The organism is Actinoplanes sp. NPDC004185 (assembly GCF_053603475.1).
Map to the genome: position 1 here is coordinate 126,837 of NZ_JBSGFR010000002.1, position 16,121 is coordinate 142,957.

Here is a 16,121-nt window from a genome sequence, read left to right on the forward strand (position 1 = left end):
ATCCCTCCGAGCCGTTTAGTCGGACGCCGTATAAGATACGCCGTACAAGAAAGGAGTGCCACCCTGTGGCCGAGGCGCGACGCACCATCGACCTGCTCTGGTTCGACGAGCCGGCGAGCCGGCGAGGGCGCAAGAAGGGCCTGACCGTCGCCCAGGTCGTCGACGCCGCCATCACGCTCGCCGACGACGAGGGGATCGACGCGGTGAGCATGCGGCGGGTGGCTCAGGAGCTGGGCGTCGTGCCGATGACGCTGTACACCTACGTGCCGGACAAAGCCGCTCTGCTGGACCTCATGCTCGACGCCGTCTATCTGCGGATGTCGCGGGAGGAAGCCGTGGGCGGGTCGTGGCGGGAGCGGCTGGCGGCGGTGGCGGAGGACAACAGGCTGCTCTTCGCGCAGCACCCGTGGGCGGCGGGCATCTCGCAGAGCCGGCCCCCGCTGGGCCCCGGCCTGATGGCGAAGTACGAGTACGAACTGCGCGCCTTCGACGGCACCGGGCTCGACGACGTGCAGACCGACTCCGCCCTGACGTTCCTGCTCGGTTTCGTGCAGGCCTCCGCCCGGGCCGCCGCGGACGCGCAGGCCGCGGCCGAGCGCAGCGCCCGCAGCGACCAGCAGTGGTGGGCCGAGAACGGCCCGCTGCTGGCGAAGGTCTTCGATCCGGCCGCCTACCCGACGGCCGTGCGGGTCGGCGCCGCGGCGGGCGCCGAGCTGGGTGCCGCCTTCGACCCCGGCCATGCGTACGCGTTCGGCCTCGAACGGGTCCTGGACGGCCTCGGTGTGCTGATCGAGCGCCGCAGCAGCGCGGTCCGTCAGTGACCGACGCCGCTGACGACTGCCGGATCCGGGACGTAGGCTTCGGGACGTGACGGCGAACCCGGAGATCGACAGCATCCTGCAGCGTGCGGCCGACGGTGGGCGGATCACGCCCGAGGAGGCGCTGCTGCTCTACACCGAAGCGCCCTTCCACGCCCTCGGCGAGGCGGCTGACGCGGTCCGGCGCCGGCGCTACCCGGACGGGATCGTCACCTACCTGATCGATCGCAACATCAACTACACCAACGTCTGCGTCACGGCTTGCAAGTTCTGCGCCTTCTACCGGGCGCCGAAGCACGCCGAGGGCTGGTCGCACCCGATGGAGGAGATCCTGCACCGGTGCGGCGAGGCGGTCGAGCTCGGCGCGACCCAGGTCATGCTCCAGGGCGGCCACCACCCGGACTACGGCGTGGAGTATTACGAGAATCTCTTCTCCTCGGTCAAGCAGGCCTATCCGCAGCTGGCCATCCACTCGATCGGCCCCAGCGAGATCCTGCACATGGCCAAAGTCTCCGGCGTCTCCATCGAGGAGGCGGTGCTCCGGATCAAGGCCGCCGGCCTCGACTCCATCGCGGGTGCCGGCGCCGAGATGCTGCCCGACCGGCCGCGCAAGGCGATCGCGCCGCTCAAGGAGTCCGGCGCGCGCTGGCTGGAGGTCATGGCGGTCGCGCACCGCAACGGCCTGAGCTCCACGGCCACGATGATGATGGGCACCGGCGAGACCAACGCCGAGCGCATCGAGCACATCCGGATGATCCGCGACGTGCAGGACCTCGCCGTGGCGAACGGCTACGTGGACTCGGCCGTCGAGGCCGAGGGCAGCGTGGGCGGCTTCCGCGCGTTCATCCCGTGGACCTACCAGGCGGAGAACAACCACCTCAAGGGCCGCACCCAGGCCACCGCGATGGAATACCTGCGGTTCATCGCGGTCTCCCGGCTCTTCTTCGACAACATCGCCCACCTGCAGGCGTCCTGGCTGACCACCGGCAAGGACGTCGGCCAGCTCGCGCTGCACCTGGGCGTCGACGATCTCGGCTCGATCATGCTGGAGGAGAACGTGATCTCCTCGGCGGGTGCCCGGCACCGGTCGAATCTCCACGAGCTGATCTGGATGATCCGCACGGCGGGCCGGATCCCGGCCCAGCGCGACACCCTCTACCGGCACCTCGCGGTGCACGCGACCGAGGCCGACGACCCGACGGACGAGCGCGTGGTGTCGCACTTCTCGTCGATCGCGATGCCCGGTGGCGGCGCGGGCCGCACCGAACTGCCGCTCGTCGAGGCCCGATAGCTTCCCGAGACCTGATGGCCCCCGCGCTGAGGGGTGTCGATGGGCCGGATGACCGAGGTCACCGGCCGATCGGCCAGGTGCGCCTCGGTGAAGCGGTGAGGGGCTGATTGCTCCTCGGTAACGAGCCGCGTGTGTCTCTGGTCCGGCGCGTTCACGCTGGTTACGTTGCCTGCGTAACACCGCAACACTGAAGCGTCGCCACGACTCATGACCGTCGGCGGCGGGGTCGGACCCGACCGATGGCGGTCGTATATATAACGCAAGAGGCACGGGCGGGATGGGTCACCATCCCGCCCGTTCTAGGTGCCGGGCTGGCAGAGTACGTAGGCGTGACACGCGCAGACTTGGACAAGCAGCCGCACGAGGTCGCCGAGATGTTCGACGGTGTGGCCGAGCGGTACGACCTCACCAACACGGTGCTCTCCTTCGGCCAGGACCGCGGCTGGCGCCGGGCCACCCGGGCCGCCCTGGGGCTGCGGCCGGGGGAGCGGGTCCTGGACGTCGGCGCGGGCACCGGGGTGTCGACCGAGGAGCTGGGCCGCTCGGGGGCGTACGCGGTGGGTGCCGATCTCTCCACCGGGATGCTGCGGGCCGGCCGGGCCGCCGGCCGGGCTGTGCCGCTCGTCGCCGGGGACGCGCTCAAGCTGCCGTTCCCCGACGGGACGTTCGACGCCGTGACGATCTCCTTCGCCCTGCGCAACGTCGTCGACACCGGCGCGGCGCTGCGGGAGCTGGGCCGGGTCACCCGGCCGGGTGGGCGCCTGGTGGTGTGCGAGTTCAGCCACCCGACCAACGCCGCGTTCCGCACCGTCTACCTGTCGTACCTGATGCGCAGCCTGCCCACTGTGGCCCGCGGCGTGTCGAGCAACCCGGAGGCGTACGTCTATCTGGCCGAGTCGATCCGCGCCTGGCCGGACCAGTCCGGGCTGGCCGCCCGCATCGTGGGCGCGGGCCCGTGGGCGCGGGTCGGGTGGCGCAACCTCACCGGTGGGGTGGTTGCCCTGCACCGGGCCACGAAGATCTGAAAAATGAGCGTTTGCCCGGTTGTCGCCGGTCCGGGGTGTTTGACTCGGGGGCATGACGACAATCGACTGCCTGGTCGACGACTCGGACATCGACGTCCCGATCGACGACCGTGACGAGGGCGAGCGCCGGGCCCTGGAGCTGGCGCATCGTATCCGGTTGGTGGCCGTGCGGGACCCGGAACAGGCGCAGCGGTTGGTGGATGAGCTGATCGTCGCGCTCGATGCCGCGATGGGCGGTACGTTTTCCGAGCACCTGGACGGAGTCGCCCGCGAGGTCCTGCAGCGGGCTCTCGCGAGAAGCCGGAACAGTTCTGAAACAGTTAGGGTTCCCTAACCCCTATCCGCTTCGATGGCCGTCTTAGACTCCGACTGGGCTGGCTTGTGAACTGTTTCACGAGCCCGCGCTTGACGGAGGTGAGCCGTGAACGACCTCGCTGTCGCAGGGGGAACCGTCGCCGACGAGGCCGACGTGATCGTGGTCGGGGCTGGGCCGGGTGGCTCCGCCGCGGCGTACCACATGGCGCGCCACGGCCTGCGCGTGCTGCTGCTGGAGAAGACCGAGTTCCCGCGCGAGAAGGTCTGCGGTGACGGCCTCACTCCACGCGCGACCCGCCAGCTGATCCGGATGGGTGTGGACACCTCCGAGAAGGCCGGCTGGCTGCACAACCGCGGCCTGCGGGTGATCGGCGGCGGCGTCCGCCTGGAGCTCGACTGGCCGGAGCTGGCGAGCTTCCCCAACTACGGTCTCGTGCGCACCCGCCTCGACTTCGACGACATGCTGGCCCAGCGCGCGGTGGAAGCCGGCGCCCTGCTGCGCACCGGCGTCAACGTCACCGGCCCGGTGCTCGACGCCGACGGCCGCGCCATCGGTGTCGAGGCCAAGGCCGGCCCCGGTAAGGAACCCGTCCAGTATCGCGCCCCGCTGGTGATCGCGGCGGACGGCGTGTCCGGCAAGTTCCCGCTCGCGATGGGACTGGCCAAGCGCGACGACCGCCCGCTCGGCGTGGCCGTTCGGCGCTACTACCAATCCCCGGTACGCGCCGACGACGACTACCTGGAGTCCTGGCTGGAGCTGCGCAGCGCCCAGGACCGCGACCGGCTGCTCCCCGGCTACGGCTGGATCTTCGGCCTGGGTGACGGCCGGGTCAACGTGGGCCTGGGCATCCTCAACTCCTCCAGCGCCTTCGGCAAGACCAACTACCGCGCCATGCTCACCGACTGGCTGAACACCACGCCCGAGGAGTGGGGCATGCGCGGCGAGGACAACGCCGACGGCCCGGTCCTGGGAGCCGCGCTGCCGATGGGCTTCAACCGGGTGCCGCACTACACGCGCGGCGTCATGCTGGTCGGCGACTCCGGTGGCATGGTCAACCCCATGAACGGCGAGGGCATCGCGTACGCGATGGAGTCCGGTGAGCTGGCCGCGGAGGTGGCCGTCCAGGCCCTCGCGCGCCCGGCCGGAGCCGACCGCGAGCGCGCCCTGCAGGCCTACCCGTCGGAGTTGAAGATCCGATTCGGGGGGTATTACCGCCTCGGCGGGGTCTTCGTGAAGCTCATCGGCAACCCGCAGATCATGCGGATCGCCACCAAGCACGGCATGCCGCACCCGACCCTGATGCGGTTCGTGCTCAAGCTGCTGGCGAACCTGACGGACCCCCGGGACGGCGACGCCATGGACCGGATCATCAACGGACTCACGAAGGTCGCACCGGCCGTATGAGGAATATCAGGACCCCGGTCGACGAGACGCCAAAGCGGATTAATAGTGTGAAGCGGCTAACAGTCGAGCAGGAGACGGTATGACGCTCAATCCCTACGTACCGATCGTCGGGCTGCTGATCCTCGGTATGCTCTTCGCCCTGTTCTCGGTGTCGATCGCGCCGATCGTGGGCCCGAAGCGCTACAACCGGGCCAAGCTGGAGGCGTACGAGTGCGGCATCGAGCCGGCTCCGCAGCCCATCGGTGGCGGTCGCTTCCCGGTCAAGTTCTACTTGACCGCGATGCTGTTCATCGTCTTCGACATCGAGACCATTTTCCTCTACCCGTGGGCGGTGTCCTTCGAGGCGCTCGGCCTGTTCGGCTTCGTCGAGATGGTCCTCTTCATCGTCACTGTCTTCATCGCCTACACGTACGTGTGGCGACGCGGCGGATTGAACTGGGACTGATTGACATGGGAATCGAAGAGAAGCTGCCCAGCGGCATTCTGCTGACCTCGGTGGAGAAGCTCTCCAACTGGGCCCGCAAGTCGTCGTTCTGGGGCGCCACCTTCGGCCTCGCCTGCTGCGCCATCGAGATGATGGCCGCCGGCGGACCGCACTACGACCTCGGCCGCTGGGGCATGGAGGTCTTCCGGGCCTCGCCGCGGCAGGCCGACCTGATGATCGTGGCCGGCCGGGTGAGCCAGAAGATGGCCCCCGTCGTGCGCCAGATCTACGACCAGATGCCCGAGCCGCGCTCGGTCATCTCGATGGGCGTGTGCGCCTCGTCCGGCGGCATGTTCAACAACTACGCCATCGTGCAGGGCGTGGACCACATCGTCCCGGTCGACATCTACCTGCCCGGCTGCCCGCCGCGGCCGGAGATGCTGATCGACGCGATCCTCAAGATGCGCGAGAAGGTCATGGCCGCCCCGCTCGGCCCGAACGGCCGCAAGATGCTCGAGGCCCGCCGGGCCGAGGGCAAGCTGCCGATCGTCGCCCCGGGCGCCATGCCGTCGTCGTACCGGGTCGACAAGGTCCGTCGCGCCGAGTGGACGCAGGCCGTCAAGGAAGGCCGCGAGGAGCAGTTGCGCATCGAGAACTGGATGAAGCTGCAACCGCACCTTCGGGAGGGTGGCAAGTGACCAACGAGTCCGACGGCGGCGTACCCGCCACTCAGCCGGTCGGCGCCGACCTCGACGCTCCGGCCCAGACGCCGCCGAGCCCCGACAAGGGCATGTTCGGCGTCAAGGGCACCGGCGACGTGTCCGGCTTCGGTGGCCTGGCCCGCCGGCGACCGACCACGGCCGACACCCCGCGCCCGTTCGGCGGCTACTTCGACGAGGTGCACGACGCGCTGGAGGAGGCCTACCCGGGCTTCGCCGACGCGATCGAGAAGGTCGTCGTCGACCGCGGCGAGCTGACCCTGCACATCAAGGCCGAGCGGATCGCCGAGGTCTGCCAGATCATGCGCGACGACGAGTCGCTGCGCTTCGAGCTGTGCTCCTCGGTGGACGCGGTCGACTACCTGGGCAGCGACAACCGCCGCTTCCACGTCTCCTACCAGCTCACCTCCATGACGTACCGCCGCCGGGTCCGCCTGGAGGCGGCCGTGGCGGAGGGCGTCAGCCTGCCGAGCGTGACCAGCGTGTACCCCACTGCCGACTGGCAGGAGCGCGAGGTCTACGACATGTTCGGCGTCGTCTTCGACGGCCACCCCAACCTCACCCGGATCCTGATGCCGGATGACTGGGAAGGCCACCCGCAGCGCAAGGACTATCCGCTCGGCGGCGTGCCCGTCGAGTACAAGGGCGCCGAAATTCCGCCGCCGGACCAGCGGAGGGTCTACCAATGACAAGCCAGACGACCAGCGGAGCCGGGTACGCCACCGAGCGCGAGACCACCGAGGGCCGGGTCTTCAACGTCACCGGTGGCGACTGGGACACCATCACCGGTGGCATCGATCCGCTCAGCAACGAGAAGATCGTCGTCAACATGGGCCCGCAGCACCCGTCGACGCACGGCGTGCTGCGGCTGGTGCTGGAGCTCGAGGGCGAGACCGTCACCCAGGTCCGCCCGGTCGTCGGTTACCTGCACACCGGCATCGAGAAGAACCTCGAGTACCGCAACTGGACCCAGGGCACGACCTTCGTGACCCGGATGGACTACCTGGCGCCGCTGTTCAACGAGACCGGCTACTGCCTCGCGGTGGAGAAGCTGCTCGGCATCACCGACGAGATCACCGAGCGGGCGAACACCATCCGGGTGCTCTTCATGGAGCTCAACCGGATCTCCTCGCACCTGGTCTGGATCGCCACCACGGGCATGGAGCTCGGCGCGATCTCGATGATGCTGTACGGCTTCCGCGAGCGTGAGTACATCCTCGACATCTTCGAGGAGACCTCCGGCCTGCGGATGAACCACGCGTACATCCGCCCGGGCGGGGTCGCGCAGGACGTGCCGGACTCGGCGATCCGCAAGATCCGGGACCTGCTCGTCTACCTGCCCAAGAAGCTCAAGGAATACGAGGCCATGCTCTCCGGCCAGGTCATCTGGCAGGAGCGCACCCAGGGCGTCGCCGTCCTCGACGTGACGGGCTGCCTGTCGCTGGGCATCACCGGCCCGGTGCTGCGCTCGGCCGGCCTGGCCTGGGACCTGCGCAAGACCATGCCGTACTGCGGTTACGAGAACTACGAGTTCGACGTGCCGACCGCGACCACCGCCGACGTCTGGGGCCGCTACCTGGTCCGGATGGCGGAGATCCGGGAGTCGCTGAAGATCGTCGAGCAGGCGCTGGACCGGCTCAAGCCCGGCCCGGTGATGATCGCGGACAAGAAGATCGCCTGGCCGGCCCAGCTGGCCGTGGGCGTCGACGGCATGGGCAACTCGCTCGAGCACGTCGCCAAGATCATGGGTCAGTCGATGGAGTCGCTGATCCACCACTTCAAGCTCGTGACCGAAGGCTTCCGGGTGCCGCCCGGCCAGGTCTACGTCGGCATCGAGCACCCGCGCGGTGAGTTGGGTGTGCACGCCGTCTCCGACGGTGGCACCCACCCGTACCGGGTGCACTACCGCGACCCGAGCTTCGTGAATCTCCAGGCCATCCCCGCGATGGCCGAGGGTGCGCTGCTGGCCGACGTGATTGCCGGCGGCGCCTCCCTGGACCCCGTGATGGGTGGGTGTGACCGCTAAATGTCCGATGTGACTGTGGACTTCTCCCCGGCCGCAGCGCCGCTGGCCGAGAAGCTCCTGGAGCCGGCGCGCGAGATCCTCGCGCGCTACCCGGCGGGTCGTGAGCGTTCGGCGCTGCTCCCGCTGCTGCACCTGGTGCAGACCGAGGAGGGCTTCGTCAGCCCCAACGGCGTCGCGTTCTGCGCCGAGATCCTGGGCATCAACAAGGCCCAGGTCGGCGCGGTGGCGACCTTCTACACCATGTACAAGCGCAAGCCGACCGGCGAATACCTGGTCAGCGTCTGCACCAACACGCTGTGCAACGTGCTCGGCGGCCAGGAGATCTACGACGGCCTGGTCGAGCACCTCGGGGTCGGCCACGACCAGACCACGGCCGACGGCAAGATCACCCTGGAGCACGCCGAGTGCCTCGCGGCCTGCGACTACGCGCCGGTCGTGACGGTCAACTACGACTTCGCGGTGGACAACAGCACCCCGCAGGCGGCGGTCGAGCTGGTCGAGCAGCTGCGCCAGGGGGAGCGGCCGATGCCGTCCCGCGGCGCGCGCATCTGCTCGCTCAAGGAGATGCAGTTCCAGCTGGCCGGTTTCGCCGACGAGCGCGAGGGCGCGGTCGCCGACGGTCCGGCCGGGGCGCCCACGCTGCGCGGCGTGACCCTGGCCCAGGAGCACGGCGTCGCGGTGGCGAACTTCAACATCGACACCCCGATCACCACCACCAAGCCGGCCCGCGACGAGTCCGCCAAGGCCGTCAAGGACCCCGGCCCGGTCTCCGCGGCCAAGCCGGCCGAGGAGAAGCACGGCGGCCTCATCGCCAACGTGGCCTCCAAGGTCAAGGCCGCGGCGGCCACGGTGGTCGACAAGGTCGAGCACCGCAAGGCCGGTGCCCCGGTCAAGGCCGGCGACGACAAGGACCCGGAGACCCGGGCCGCCGAAGCGCGCAACCCCACCGGCGACACCCCGGCCCCGGACGCGACCAGCGCCGGGCTGCCGAACCAGACGCCGGCGCCCACCAACGCGGCCGAGGCGGCCGGTGCGGCCAAGAACGAGGTCGCCGGCGACGGCAAGCCGGCCGGCGACACCGAGCGCGGCGAAAGCATCGTGCAGGAGAGCGCAGCCGCTCAGAAGCAGCCGGCCACCACGAACGACAACCCCGGCTGGCAGAACGCTCCGCGCGGCAACGAGGAGAAGAAGTGACTCAGCCCCGGCGTGAGGTTCTTCAGAAGCTCACCCCCGTCCTCACCAAGCGCTGGCTGTCGCCCGACGCCTGGCAGATCGACACCTACGAGCGGCTCGACGGTTACGCCGCCGTCCGCAAGGCGCTGGACGTCCACCCCGACGACCTGATCCAGCTCATCAAGGACTCCGGCCTGCGCGGCCGCGGCGGGGCCGGCTTCCCGACCGGTCTCAAGTGGGGCTTCATCCCGCAGGGCGACGGCAAGCCGCACTACCTCGTCATCAACGCCGACGAGGGCGAGCCCGGCACCTGCAAGGACCTGCCGCTGATGACGTACGACCCGCACTCGCTCGTGGAGGGCGCGATCATCGCGGCCTACGCGATCCGGGCCAGCCGGGCGTTCATCTACATCCGCGGCGAGGCCGTGCACGCCACCCGCCGGCTGCGCAACGCGGTCAAGGAGGCGTACGCCCGGGGCTACCTCGGCGAGAACATCCTCGGCTCCGGGTTCGACCTGGACCTCGTCGTGCACAGCGGCGCGGGCGCGTACATCTGCGGCGAGGAGACAGCGCTGCTGGACTCGCTCGAGGGCTTCCGCGGCCAGCCCCGGCTCCGCCCGCCGTTCCCCGCGGTCGCCGGCCTGTACGCGAGCCCGACGGTGGTCAACAACGTCGGCACCATCGCGTCGGTGCCGTACATCGTGCTGGGCGGCGCGGACTGGTGGAAGAGCATGGGCACGGAGAAGTCGTCCGGCCCGATGATCTACTCGCTCTCCGGCCGGATCGCCAACCCGGGCCAGTACGAGTGCGGCCTGGGCATCACCCTGCGCGAGCTGATCGAGCTGGCCGGCGGCATGAAGCCCGGCCACAACCTGAAGTTCTGGACGCCGGGTGGCTCCTCGACGCCGCTGCTGACGGCCGAGCACATCGACACCCCGATGGACTTCGAGGGAGTGGCCGCGGCGGGCTCGATCCTGGGCACCACGGCGATGCAGATCTTCTCCGACCAGGACTGCCCGGTGTACGCGACCTGGCGCTGGCTGGAGTTCTACCACCACGAGTCCTGCGGCAAGTGCACCCCGTGCCGCGAGGGCAACTACTGGATGGTCCGCACGTACCGCCGGATCCTCTCCGGTCAGGGCACCCACCAGGACCTGGACACCCTCCAGGACACCGCCGACAACATCTTCGGCCGCTCGTTCTGCGGTCTCGGGGACGGCGCCGCGACGCCGGTCATGTCGACGCTGAAGTTCTTCCGCCAGGACTACCTGGACTGCATCGAGGGCCGGACCGCTCCGCGGCTGTCCGAGAAGGCCCTGGTAGGAGCGCACTGATGACCGATGTCGCCAAGAAGACCGACGAGGTCTCGCTGACCATCGACGGCGTGGAGGTGACGGCCGCCAAGGGCGAGCTGGTCATCCGGGTCGCCGAGCGGATGGGCATCGCGATCCCGCGGTTCTGCGACCACCCGCTGCTGGCCCCGGCCGGCGCCTGCCGTCAGTGTCTGGTCGAGGTGGAGGGCCAGCGCAAGCCGGTCGCCTCCTGCACCCAGACGGTGGCCGAGGGCATGGTGGTCAAGACCCAGCTCAGCTCCCCGGTCGCCGCCAAGGCCCAGGGCGGCGTGATGGAGCTGCTGCTGGCCAACCACCCGCTCGACTGCCCGACCTGCGACAAGGGCGGCGAGTGCCCGCTGCAGAACCAGGCGATGTCGAACGGCCGCGTCGACTCGCGCTTCCACGAGCACAAGCGCGAGTACGAGAAGCCGATCCACATCTCCAGCCAGGTGCTGCTGGACCGGGAGCGCTGCATCCTGTGCCAGCGCTGCACCCGCTTCTCCGAGGAGATCGCCGGGGACAAGTTCATCGACCTGATGGACCGCTCGTCCGGTGAGCAGATCAACGTCTACCGCGACGACTTCTTCGGCGGCGAGGGCACCGGTGACGGTCAGGTCGGCGAGGGCGAGGGCGACGTCGCCTTCAACTCGTACTTCTCCGGCAACACCATCCAGATCTGCCCGGTCGGCGCGCTGACCGGCGAGCAGTACAGGTTCCGGGCCCGCCCGTTCGACCTGGTCTCCTCGCCGACCGCCTGCGAGCACTGCGCCGCCGGCTGCTCGATGCGGGCCGACCACCGCCGGGGCAAGGTGCTGCGGCGCCTGGCCGGCGACGACCCGGCGGTCAACGAGGAGTGGAACTGCGACAAGGGCCGGTGGGGCTTCCGTTACACCACCGGCTACGACCGCATCACCACCCCGATGCTGCGCGACGCCAAGACCGGCCAGCTGCGTGAGGCCTCGTGGAGTGAGGCGCTGCTGGCTGCCGCCGAGGGGCTGCAGGCTGCGAAGGGCCGCGGCGTCGGCGTGCTGACCGGTGGCCGCCTCACGGTCGAGGACGCGTACGCGTACGCGAAGTTCGCCCGGGTCGCCCTCGGCACCAACGACATCGACTTCCGGGCCCGCCCGCTGTCGACCGAAGAGTCGGACTTCCTGGCCTCGTCCGTCGCGGGCGTCACGGACGTCACCTACGAGGACGTCGAGAACGCGCCCGCCGCGGTCATCGTCGGCCTCGAGCCCGAGGAGGAGTGCCCGATCCTCTTCCTGCGCCTGCGCAAGGGCCACGGGAAGAAGAAGCTCAAGGTCACGGCCGTGGCGCCGTACCTCAGCCGGGGTTTTGAGAAGCTCGGCGCGACGCTGGTCGCGGCCGTGCCCGGTGACGAGGCCCGGCTGCTCGGCACCGACGCGGCCGTGAGTGCCGCGCTCGCCGTGCCCGGCGCTCTGCTGATCGTCGGCGAGCGGCTCGCGAGCGTGCCCGGTGGCCTCTCGGCCGCCGCCGCGCTGGCCGCCCGCACCGGTGCCCGGCTCGCCTGGGTGCCGCGGCGCGCGGGCGACCGCGGCGCGGTGGACGCGGGTTGCCTGCCCAACCTCCTGCCCGGCGGCCGTCCGGTCACCGACGCGGGTGCGCGGGCCGAGCTCGCCGCGGCCTGGGACGTCGAGGCCGGCGCGCTGCCCGGCACGCTCGGCCGCGACACGGACGCGATCGTCGCGGCCGCCGCGGACGGCACCCTGGGCGCCCTGCTGGTGGCCGGCGTGGACCCGGCCGACCTGGCCGACCCGCGGCTCGCCGACCAGGCCCTCGACGCGGTGCCGTTCCTGGTCAGCCTGGAGCTGCGGCAGAGCGCGGTCACCCGCCGCGCCGACGTCGTGCTGCCGATCGCACCGGCTGCCGAGAAGCCCGGCACTTTCATGGACTGGGAGGGCCGGCTGCGGACGTTCGACGCCGTGCTCAACACCACGGCGATGACCGACGGCCGGGTGCTGGAGGCCATCGCGGCTCTCATGGACGTCACGCTGGCCACCGGCGACGTGGCCGCCATCCGCCGCGAGCTGGGCAGCATGCCCGCGAGCCGCGCCGACCGTCCGGCAGTGCCGGCCGTCGCCGCTGCCGCGCTGCCGCAGCTCGGTGCCCAGGAAGCGGTCCTCGCGTCCTGGCACCACCTGATCGACCTCGGCTCGATGCTCGACGGCGACGAGGTGCTGGCCGGCACGGCCCGCACCCCGGTGGTCCGGCTGGGCAAGGGTCTGGCCGAGGCGCTCGGGGTGGCCGACGGCGATGCGGTCACGGTCGGCACCGATCGTGGTGCGATCACTCTGCCGGCGGCGATCACCGACCTGCCCCCGCAGGTGGTATGGCTGCCCACCAACTCGCCGGGCTCGACGCTGCGTCGCAGCCTCGGCGTCACCTCGGGTGCGGTGGTCCGGCTCAGCGCCGGTAAGCCCGGCCCGATCCTCGCTCAGGGGGCAATCGCATGAATTCGCTGATTGTTGCGAAGGCTCAGGACCCGACGCTGGCGACGTTCGAGAACGACGTCTGGTGGATCGTCCTGATCAAGCTGCTGGGTGTCTTCGTCATCCTGCTGCTGCTGACGCTGTTCACGATCAACTACGAGCGCAAGGTCGTGGCCCGGATGGCGGTCCGGCCGGGCCCCAACCAGGTCGGGCCCAAGGGCTGGCTGCAGAGCCTCACGGACGGCGTCAAGCTGCCGTTCAAGGAGGAGATCATCCCGAAGACCGCCGACAAGGTGGTGTACTTCATCGCCCCGGTGATCTCGGCGACGGTGGCGTTCACCGCGTTCTCGGTGATCCCTTTCGGGCCGGTCGTGTCGATCCTCGGCCACAAGACGGCGCTGCAGCTCACCGACGTACCGGTCTCCGTGCTGGTGCTGCTGGCCTGCTCGTCGATGGCCGTCTACGGCGTGGTGCTGGCCGGCTGGGCGTCCGGTTCGACCTATCCGCTGCTGGGCGGGCTGCGGTCGAGTGCGCAGATGATCTCGTACGAGGTCGCGATGGGCCTGAGCATCGTGGCGGTCTTCATGACCGCGGGCACCATGAGCACCTCGCAGATCGTCGCCGCCCAGGCGGGTAACAACCCCACCACGGCGTTCGACATCTTCGGCTGGAGCCCGACCGCGCCGAGCTGGTACGCGGTCCTGCTGCTGCCCAGCTTCGTCATCTACTGCATCGCGGCGGTCGGCGAGACCAACCGCGCCCCGTTCGACCTGCCCGAGGCGGAGTCCGAGCTGGTCGGCGGCTTCCACACCGAGTACTCGTCGTTCAAGTTCGCGCTGTTCTTCCTGGCCGAGTACATCAACATGATCACCGTCTCGGCGTTCGCCACCACGCTGTTCCTCGGCGGCTGGCGGGCCCCGTGGCCGATCAGCTGGTGGGAGGGCGCCAACTCGGGCTGGTTCCCGCTGATCTGGTGGCTCGGCAAGGTGCTGCTGCTGCTCTTCGGCTTCATCTGGCTGCGGGCCACCCTGCCCCGGATGCGCTACGACCAGTTCATGCGCTTCGGCTGGAAGGTCCTCATCCCGGTCAACCTGGTCTGGATCCTGTTCCTGGCCGGCGTCCGGGTGACCAACGACCGGATCGACGGCGGCGCCCGCTGGCTCGTCTACCTGGCCGCGGCGGTGGTGGTGCTCGGCATCGCGCTGCTCTGGCCGGCCAGCAAGAAGCCCCGCGAGTTCTCCATCGAGGAACAGCTGGCCGCCCGGCCCCCGGGCAGCTTCCCGGTCCCGCCGATGGACCTCCAGGTGCCACCCAGCCCACGAGCCCGCCGGGCGGTCGCCGAACGGCAGCCGGCCACGGTCGGCGGCACCACGCCCACCCCGGACGACACGTCAGACAAGGAGGTGTGACGTGGGAACGTTCACCGGCTCGTTCAAGGGCTTCGGGGTGACCTTCGCGCACATGTTCCGCAAGGTCATCACCACCGACTACCCGTTCACACCGCCGACGCCGGCGCCGCGCTACCACGGGCGGCACATTCTCAACCGGCACCCGGACGGCCTGGAGAAGTGCATCGGCTGCGAGCTGTGCGCCTGGGCCTGCCCGGCGGACGCGATCTACGTCGAGGGTGGCGACAACACCGACGAGCAGCGCTTCTCGCCCGGTGAGCGGTACGCCAGCATCTACCAGATCAACTACGCCCGCTGCATCTTCTGCGGACTGTGCATCGAGGCCTGCCCGACCCGTTCGCTGACCATGAGCAACGAGTACGAGCTGGCCCGGGACAGCCGCCAGGACCTCATCTTCACCAAGAAGGAGCTCCTGGCGCCGCTGCTGCCCGGCATGGAGCAGCCGCCGCACCCGATGCGGCTCGGCGACACCGACAAGGACTACTACCTCGGTGCGCTGACCAACCCGGGCACGTCGGCCGGCGCCGAGCGGGCGCCGTGGTCCGACGCGGGCACCGACGACGCGGCGACCGTCGGCCAGGCCGGCAGCCGACCGGAGACAGCCGGCACTTCCCGCCGCAAGGACGCCGGAGACCAGCCCGCGGAGGTGAAGGGATGATGATCCAGTACGCAGCCGCGGCAGCCGGCCAGGTTTCCACCGGTGAGGCCTGGGGCTTCTGGATCCTCGGCTCGCTGGCCGTCATCGGCGGCCTGGGCATGGTCATCGCGCGCAACGCGGTGCACTCGGCCCTCTGGCTGGTCGTCACGATGCTCTGCCTGGGCTTCATCTACGTGATCAACCAGGCGCCGTTCCTGGGCGCGGTGCAGATCATCGTCTACACCGGCGCGATCATGATGCTGTTCCTGTTCGTGCTGATGCTGGTCGGCCGGGACGCCTCCGACTCCCTGATCGAGACCCTGCGGGGGCAGCGCATCGCGGCCATCCTGCTCGGCGTCGCGTTCGGGGTGCTCGTCGCGACCGGGCTGGCCCGCTCGCTGGCCGGCACCGAGGTCGTCGGCCTGGCCGAGGCGAACAGCGCCTCCGGCGGCAACGTGCAGGGCATCGCGCGCCTGCTGTTCACCAAGTACGTCTTCGCCTTCGAGGTCACCTCCGCGCTGCTGATCACCGCAGCGGTCGGTGCCATGGTGCTCGCGCACGTCGAGCGGGCCAGGGGCGACATCGCCGACCAGGTCACGCGCATGAAGGCGCGCTTCCGGCCGGGCTCGTACCCGGGCGCGAAGGCCGGCCCGGGCGTCTACGCGAACACCATGTCGGTTGCTGCGCCGGCCCGCCTGCCGGACGGCAACGGCTCCGAGCGCAGCATCTCGGCGATCCTCCCGGTGCGTGAGCTGACCGCCGAGGAGATCGCACCGAAGGGGACAGAGAAGTGACTCCCGACTACTACCTCGTGCTGGCGGCGATCCTCTTCACCATCGGTGCCGCCGGTGTGCTGGTCCGCCGCAACGCGATCGTGCTGTTCATGTGCATCGAGCTGATGCTGAACGCCGCGAACCTCGCGCTGGTGACCTTCAGCCGGATCAACGGCACGCTCGACGGCCAGATCATCTCGTTCTTCGTGATGGTGGTCGCGGCGGCCGAGGTCGTCATCGGGCTGGCCATCATCATGTCGATCTTCCGGACGCGGCGCTCGGCCAGCGTCGACGACGCCAACCTCCTCAAGTACTAAAGGGG

General features: G+C 69.9%; 15 protein-coding genes and 1 pseudogene. All 16 read left to right on the forward strand.

Annotation, left to right across the window (positions count from 1 at the left end):
* The first annotated feature begins 65 nt into the window (after positions 1-65).
* Complete coding sequence (locus tag ACWEOZ_RS02730) at positions 66-821, forward strand: TetR/AcrR family transcriptional regulator (protein WP_451909036.1); 756 nt, start codon at positions 66-68, stop codon at positions 819-821.
* A gap of 46 nt (positions 822-867) precedes the next feature.
* Positions 868-2,109 carry a cyclic dehypoxanthinyl futalosine synthase gene (gene mqnC / locus ACWEOZ_RS02735; RefSeq protein WP_451909037.1) on the forward strand — a complete coding sequence of 414 codons (1,242 nt, stop codon included), beginning with the start codon at positions 868-870 and terminating at the stop codon, positions 2,107-2,109.
* Positions 2,110-2,438: 329 nt separating this feature from the next.
* A complete protein-coding gene (locus ACWEOZ_RS02740; RefSeq protein ID WP_451909038.1) occupies positions 2,439-3,134 on the forward strand; it encodes a demethylmenaquinone methyltransferase in 696 nt (231 codons plus the stop codon).
* Between the two features lie 52 nt (positions 3,135-3,186).
* Positions 3,187-3,468 carry a hypothetical protein gene (locus ACWEOZ_RS02745; protein WP_360550881.1) on the forward strand — a complete coding sequence of 94 codons (282 nt, stop codon included), beginning with the start codon at positions 3,187-3,189 and terminating at the stop codon, positions 3,466-3,468.
* Between the two features lie 87 nt (positions 3,469-3,555).
* On the forward strand, positions 3,556-4,854 hold the full coding sequence (locus ACWEOZ_RS02750; RefSeq protein WP_451909039.1) for a geranylgeranyl reductase family protein: 1,299 nt from the start codon (positions 3,556-3,558) through the stop codon (positions 4,852-4,854).
* Between the two features lie 79 nt (positions 4,855-4,933).
* Positions 4,934-5,299, forward strand: coding sequence for an NADH-quinone oxidoreductase subunit A (locus ACWEOZ_RS02755; protein ID WP_433723921.1), 366 nt, complete (start codon positions 4,934-4,936; stop codon positions 5,297-5,299).
* Between the two features lie 5 nt (positions 5,300-5,304).
* On the forward strand, positions 5,305-5,976 hold the full coding sequence (locus ACWEOZ_RS02760; RefSeq protein WP_360817463.1) for a NuoB/complex I 20 kDa subunit family protein: 672 nt from the start codon (positions 5,305-5,307) through the stop codon (positions 5,974-5,976).
* Positions 5,973-6,686: an NADH-quinone oxidoreductase subunit C gene (locus ACWEOZ_RS02765; RefSeq protein WP_451909040.1), complete on the forward strand. Its 714-nt coding sequence runs from the start codon at positions 5,973-5,975 to the stop codon at positions 6,684-6,686. The genes ACWEOZ_RS02760 and ACWEOZ_RS02765 overlap by 4 nt, the downstream gene beginning before the upstream one ends.
* Positions 6,683-8,023, forward strand: a complete 1,341-nt coding sequence (locus tag ACWEOZ_RS02770; RefSeq protein WP_451909041.1) for an NADH-quinone oxidoreductase subunit D — start codon at positions 6,683-6,685, stop codon at positions 8,021-8,023. Before ACWEOZ_RS02765 ends, ACWEOZ_RS02770 begins: the two co-directional genes overlap by 4 nt.
* Positions 8,024-9,217 carry an NADH-quinone oxidoreductase subunit NuoE gene (gene nuoE, locus ACWEOZ_RS02775; RefSeq protein WP_451909042.1) on the forward strand — a complete coding sequence of 398 codons (1,194 nt, stop codon included), beginning with the start codon at positions 8,024-8,026 and terminating at the stop codon, positions 9,215-9,217.
* Positions 9,214-10,530, forward strand: a complete 1,317-nt coding sequence (nuoF, locus tag ACWEOZ_RS02780) for an NADH-quinone oxidoreductase subunit NuoF (RefSeq protein WP_451909043.1) — start codon at positions 9,214-9,216, stop codon at positions 10,528-10,530. Before nuoE ends, nuoF begins: the two co-directional genes overlap by 4 nt.
* Positions 10,530-13,004: an NADH-quinone oxidoreductase subunit G gene (locus ACWEOZ_RS02785; RefSeq protein ID WP_451909044.1), complete on the forward strand. Its 2,475-nt coding sequence runs from the start codon at positions 10,530-10,532 to the stop codon at positions 13,002-13,004. The genes nuoF and ACWEOZ_RS02785 overlap by 1 nt, the downstream gene beginning before the upstream one ends.
* The gene (gene nuoH, locus ACWEOZ_RS02790; protein WP_451909045.1) at positions 13,001-14,389 is read left to right on the forward strand and encodes an NADH-quinone oxidoreductase subunit NuoH; all 1,389 of its coding nucleotides are present in this window, start codon (positions 13,001-13,003) and stop codon (positions 14,387-14,389) included. The genes ACWEOZ_RS02785 and nuoH overlap by 4 nt, the downstream gene beginning before the upstream one ends.
* Before the next feature lies 1 nt (position 14,390).
* Positions 14,391-15,039: pseudogene (gene nuoI / locus ACWEOZ_RS02795) on the forward strand (NADH-quinone oxidoreductase subunit NuoI).
* A 4-nt stretch (positions 15,040-15,043) separates the two neighbouring features.
* A complete protein-coding gene (locus ACWEOZ_RS02800) occupies positions 15,044-15,820 on the forward strand; it encodes an NADH-quinone oxidoreductase subunit J (RefSeq protein ID WP_451909046.1) in 777 nt (258 codons plus the stop codon).
* Positions 15,817-16,116 (forward strand): NADH-quinone oxidoreductase subunit NuoK, encoded by a 300-nt coding sequence (nuoK, locus tag ACWEOZ_RS02805; RefSeq protein WP_203772979.1) that lies wholly within the window; start codon positions 15,817-15,819, stop codon positions 16,114-16,116. The genes ACWEOZ_RS02800 and nuoK overlap by 4 nt, the downstream gene beginning before the upstream one ends.
* The last annotated feature ends 5 nt before the right edge of the window (positions 16,117-16,121 follow it).

Bases quoted from the DNA above. Each gene is read 5' to 3' on its own strand.
- ACWEOZ_RS02800 (WP_451909046.1), top strand. From the start codon at position 15,044: ATGATGATCCAGTACGCAGCCGCGGCAGCCGGCCAGGTTTCCACCGGT.
- ACWEOZ_RS02770 (WP_451909041.1), top strand. From the start codon at position 6,683: ATGACAAGCCAGACGACCAGCGGAGCCGGGTACGCCACCGAGCGCGAG.
- ACWEOZ_RS02760 (WP_360817463.1), top strand. From the start codon at position 5,305: ATGGGAATCGAAGAGAAGCTGCCCAGCGGCATTCTGCTGACCTCGGTG.
- ACWEOZ_RS02785 (WP_451909044.1), top strand. From the start codon at position 10,530: ATGACCGATGTCGCCAAGAAGACCGACGAGGTCTCGCTGACCATCGAC.
- ACWEOZ_RS02745 (WP_360550881.1), top strand. From the start codon at position 3,187: ATGACGACAATCGACTGCCTGGTCGACGACTCGGACATCGACGTCCCG.
- ACWEOZ_RS02755 (WP_433723921.1), top strand. From the start codon at position 4,934: ATGACGCTCAATCCCTACGTACCGATCGTCGGGCTGCTGATCCTCGGT.
- nuoE (WP_451909042.1), top strand. From the start codon at position 8,024: ATGTCCGATGTGACTGTGGACTTCTCCCCGGCCGCAGCGCCGCTGGCC.
- nuoH (WP_451909045.1), top strand. From the start codon at position 13,001: ATGAATTCGCTGATTGTTGCGAAGGCTCAGGACCCGACGCTGGCGACG.